Origin of the sequence: uncultured Methanobrevibacter sp., assembly GCF_947166415.1 — an archaeon.
Classification (GTDB): Archaea; Methanobacteriota; Methanobacteria; order Methanobacteriales; family Methanobacteriaceae; genus Methanocatella.
The window spans coordinates 1-3,554 of the sequence record NZ_CAMVEE010000059.1; the positions used below are offsets into that span (position 1 = coordinate 1).

A 3,554-nucleotide genomic window follows, 5' to 3' on the forward strand; every position below is an offset into this window, starting at 1 on the left:
GCTGAAAAATGTGACCTCTGTGCTGACAGAGAAGAAGGACCTGCATGTATTAAAGCATGTACAAAAAGAGCAATTACCGTTGCTGATCCTGAAAAAATCAGGGCCAAAAACCAAGAGAAATACTTGGCTAAAATGGCAGGATTATATGAACCGGACAGCAGTAAAGGTGGCTTTGTCCACGTCATAACAAGTCAAGCAAGAGCAAGACTTGTTCTAGACGAATAAAAGGATTATGTATAATATAGGAAATTGTACTGACTGTACAACCTGTGGAAGTTGTCAACAAACACCAAATGTTGACACTCCCAATTTATTTTGTATGAACTGCCAACCATCAGAAGCGCCATGCATAAAAATCTGTGAACATGATGCATTCAAAGTGCTTGGGGGAGCAATTACCCTTGATTATGACAAATGCACAAAATGCAGAGATTGTGTTGAAGTTTGCCCAATCGGAATAATCTCAATTCAATAACTATTTTTAAAAAAATTTATATTTTTTAAAATCAAAAATATGATTAATTAATTTTGAAAAGGTTTTATTTTGATTACTAAAGATACTATTAGGGATACTGTTTATGAGTTATACAAGCAAGCGGCCATTGTCTTAGGGGAAGATGTCAAAAAATCCCTTGAAGATGCCCTTGAAATTGAAGAAAATGAGCTTGCAATATTAAATATTAAAGCTATTTTAAAAAATATTGAACTTGCAAAGGAAAAAGGGATTCCAATGTGCCAAGATACTGGCCTTCCAGTAGTTTTTGTTAAGTTGGGTAATGTTGAAGTTGAAAATTTGCGCGAAGGCATTGAAGAAGGAATAAAAAAAGCTACAACAGACATTCCAATCAGACCAAACATTGTAGATCCGTTAACACGCGAAAACACCAACATCAACGTAGGGGATTACATTCCTCCAATAGACATTGAACTTGTTGATGAAGACTATCTGGAAATCACCATTCTACCGAAAGGATTCGGTTCTGAAAACAATAACGCTTTGAAAATGGCCCTTCCTGCCGAAGGAATTGAAGGCGTAAAGGAGTTTGTTGTGGAATCCGTCCTTAAAGCCAAAGGAAAACCATGCCCACCAACAGTGATTGGGGTTGGAATCGGCGGAACTTCCGACTTGTGCTTGAAACTGGGTAAAAAAGCATTGCTTGGAAAAATAGGTGAAAGAAATCCTGACCCTCAAATAGCTAAACTTGAAGAGGAAATACTGGAAGAAATAAACGCATCAGGAATAGGTCCTATGGGACTAGGTGGAAAGACAACAGCTTTAGACGTCAAAATACTAAAGGCACACACCCATACCGCAGGCCTTCCGGTAGGCGTATGCGTCCAATGTTGGGCTGACAGGCATGCCACAACAAGAATCTTCGATGACTGATTTCCTAGTGAAATTTAAAAAAAAATTAATATCTGAAAGTACGTGGAGTAGTTGATCTTGGAATGTTTTCATGGAATTCTATTGAAACATCCATAATTTCAACGGAAATGTCCCCCATCCTTTCAAACGCTTTGATTACCCTGAACAGGTAAATGAAATAATTAGACCTTTCTTTTTCATCAAATGAATTTTCAGCCATCTGTGTTGCAATCAGATTAATCGCTTTGGATTGCAGGATATGAATGGATTCTTCCAAATCCATCAAATCGCTTTTTAGTTCTGTTTTACCACTTATGAATGATTCCATTGACAAACGAATCATCTTCTGTGTGGTTTTATACATCTTTTTTAATTTTTTAAGGACATTCTCATCAATTTCATAGACATCATTGATTACAAATTTTGCAATATGACCGCAATAATCCCCTATACGCTCCAAATCATATGCAACTTCATTATAAAGAAAAGATTTTGAAAATTCGGAATGCTTATTTATGCTTACAACAGTTTCAACTGAAGTCCTAATCTTTTCAACCATGAGATTGGTTGCATAATCCATTTCCAAAGCATGCTTTGCTTTTTCCTCATCATATTCCAGAATAGCATTAAATGATTCCTCAAGCTGAGAATGTACATGGCTAGCCATATTTACCAGCATGTCATTAATTATGACGCTTCCGGAAGTTTGTTTGGGAGAAGAATAATCAGTCAAAGAACCGGTTATTCGTTCATAACCTTTTAAATCAATTGTGTATGCTCTTTTAACTGTCCCGTCCTTAACAAGAGGCTGCAATAATTGAGTGACATATCTGCGGCTAATGCCCAATTTTTCGGCAATTTCCTCTTGAGTGGATGGATTTTCATATAAGATAAAATCCAAAATTTCCTTTAGTGTCTTATCCTTTTTGCTCATATTATCTTCTCATTTTTTAAAGTCATCAAGCAAATCATTAGATTCAAATTTGATGTTTTGTGAAGACTTATTAATTTTTGATGATTGACTTGCGCCATCATTAAAATCCAAAGGCATATCATCTTTTTCCACAGGTTTGTTGACCTTTTTACGAATATTTCCAACTGCCTTTTTATTCCTATAACCAAAACCATCCTTTTTGTTAGAGTGATGAACTATATGGTCATTTTCGGAATATTCTATGACTTCAGGCTCATCAGATGAATTTCTTGCAGAAATCAATATTTTCAAGACAACATATACGAGCAATATAAAAGCCAAAATAGCTATCGGAAGGTCAAACATAATGAACACATCATCATAAATGTCAGTGAAGTGAGTATTGAGGTCCACGAATCCTCTAGCTAAAAATATTATACCGACAAAAGCAAGAATTCCACCATGTTCCTTTTTTACAAAATCCGGTTTTAATATTAATGGATATGCACTAATGATTAGCAAAGCAATACCTAAAAGCCTATACAAATTATTATTTGCAAAATTTTGGAGGGATAAATAAACATTTAGGAATGTATTTGGCAAGAATCCATTCTCTGATAACAATGCGAAAATCAACAACAGCTGAATCAACGCAATGACTACAATAGGAAATACATATGCAATATCCCATTCAAAAGAAGCGCTAATAGATCTTTTAGTAGGTTGATCGAATGCTTCAGTAAGCATATTATAAAGAACGGATGAAATGACTGAACCTATAATAGTACCTGCTACACCCATTACCGAAGTGAGTATCGCAACAAATGCAGAAATTATACCTACCAATATAAGCTTTTTATAATTCATTTTTCCACCTTCAAAAAAAATTTTTGAAATTACTATCTCTAATAATTTTATGTTTTTAACTATATAAACTTTAAAAGATATATGAAATAAAAAAAAATCAGAATAATAAAAAACAATAGAAAGCCTTAGGGGGGATTCGAACCCCCGACTTCCACCTTACCAAGGTGGCGCTCTACCGGCTGAGCCACTAAGGCATAATCAGGAATCAATAAAAGTCAAAAAGTATAAAATAGTGCAAGGGAAGGGATTCGAACCCTCGAAGGCCTATGCCAAAGGATCTTAAGTCCTTCCCCTTTGGCCGCTCGGGCACCCTTGCATACAATTATGATATTAATCAACATGATATATAAATGTTACTATCCTTTAAATAGTATCTTCAGAAAATATCAAAAAATATATTTTAATTTT

Annotated in this window: 4 protein-coding genes, 2 tRNA genes and 1 pseudogene; 3 read left to right on the forward strand and 4 right to left on the reverse strand. The window is 34.9% G+C overall.

What is annotated here, in order from left to right:
• The 3 genes and pseudogenes from Q0W25_RS08910 to Q0W25_RS08920 form a co-directional block, all read left to right on the forward strand.
• Nucleotides 1-225: pseudogene (locus Q0W25_RS08910) on the forward strand (ferredoxin); the annotation flags it as partial.
• Between the two features lie 7 nt (nucleotides 226-232).
• Nucleotides 233-475, forward strand: a complete 243-nt coding sequence (locus Q0W25_RS08915) for a 4Fe-4S binding protein (RefSeq protein WP_298521248.1) — start codon at nucleotides 233-235, stop codon at nucleotides 473-475.
• Between the two features lie 69 nt (nucleotides 476-544).
• Nucleotides 545-1,387: a fumarate hydratase gene (locus tag Q0W25_RS08920; protein ID WP_298521250.1), complete on the forward strand. Its 843-nt coding sequence runs from the start codon at nucleotides 545-547 to the stop codon at nucleotides 1,385-1,387.
• Nucleotides 1,388-1,412: 25 nt separating this feature from the next.
• Here Q0W25_RS08920 and Q0W25_RS08925 read toward each other — a convergent pair whose 3' ends face one another.
• From Q0W25_RS08925 to Q0W25_RS08940, 4 genes are all read right to left on the reverse strand, one after another.
• Entirely contained in the window at nucleotides 1,413-2,300 is an 888-nt protein-coding gene (locus Q0W25_RS08925; RefSeq protein WP_298521252.1) for a phosphate uptake regulator PhoU, read from the reverse strand.
• Nucleotides 2,301-2,309: 9 nt separating this feature from the next.
• Nucleotides 2,310-3,146 carry a hypothetical protein gene (locus Q0W25_RS08930; RefSeq protein ID WP_298521254.1) on the reverse strand — a complete coding sequence of 279 codons (837 nt, stop codon included), beginning with the start codon at nucleotides 3,144-3,146 and terminating at the stop codon, nucleotides 2,310-2,312.
• A 121-nt stretch (nucleotides 3,147-3,267) separates the two neighbouring features.
• Nucleotides 3,268-3,340: transfer RNA gene (locus Q0W25_RS08935), tRNA-Thr, on the reverse strand.
• 39 nt (nucleotides 3,341-3,379) lie between these two features.
• Nucleotides 3,380-3,462, reverse strand: a tRNA-Leu gene (locus Q0W25_RS08940).
• Between the last annotated feature and the right edge of the window lie 92 nt (nucleotides 3,463-3,554).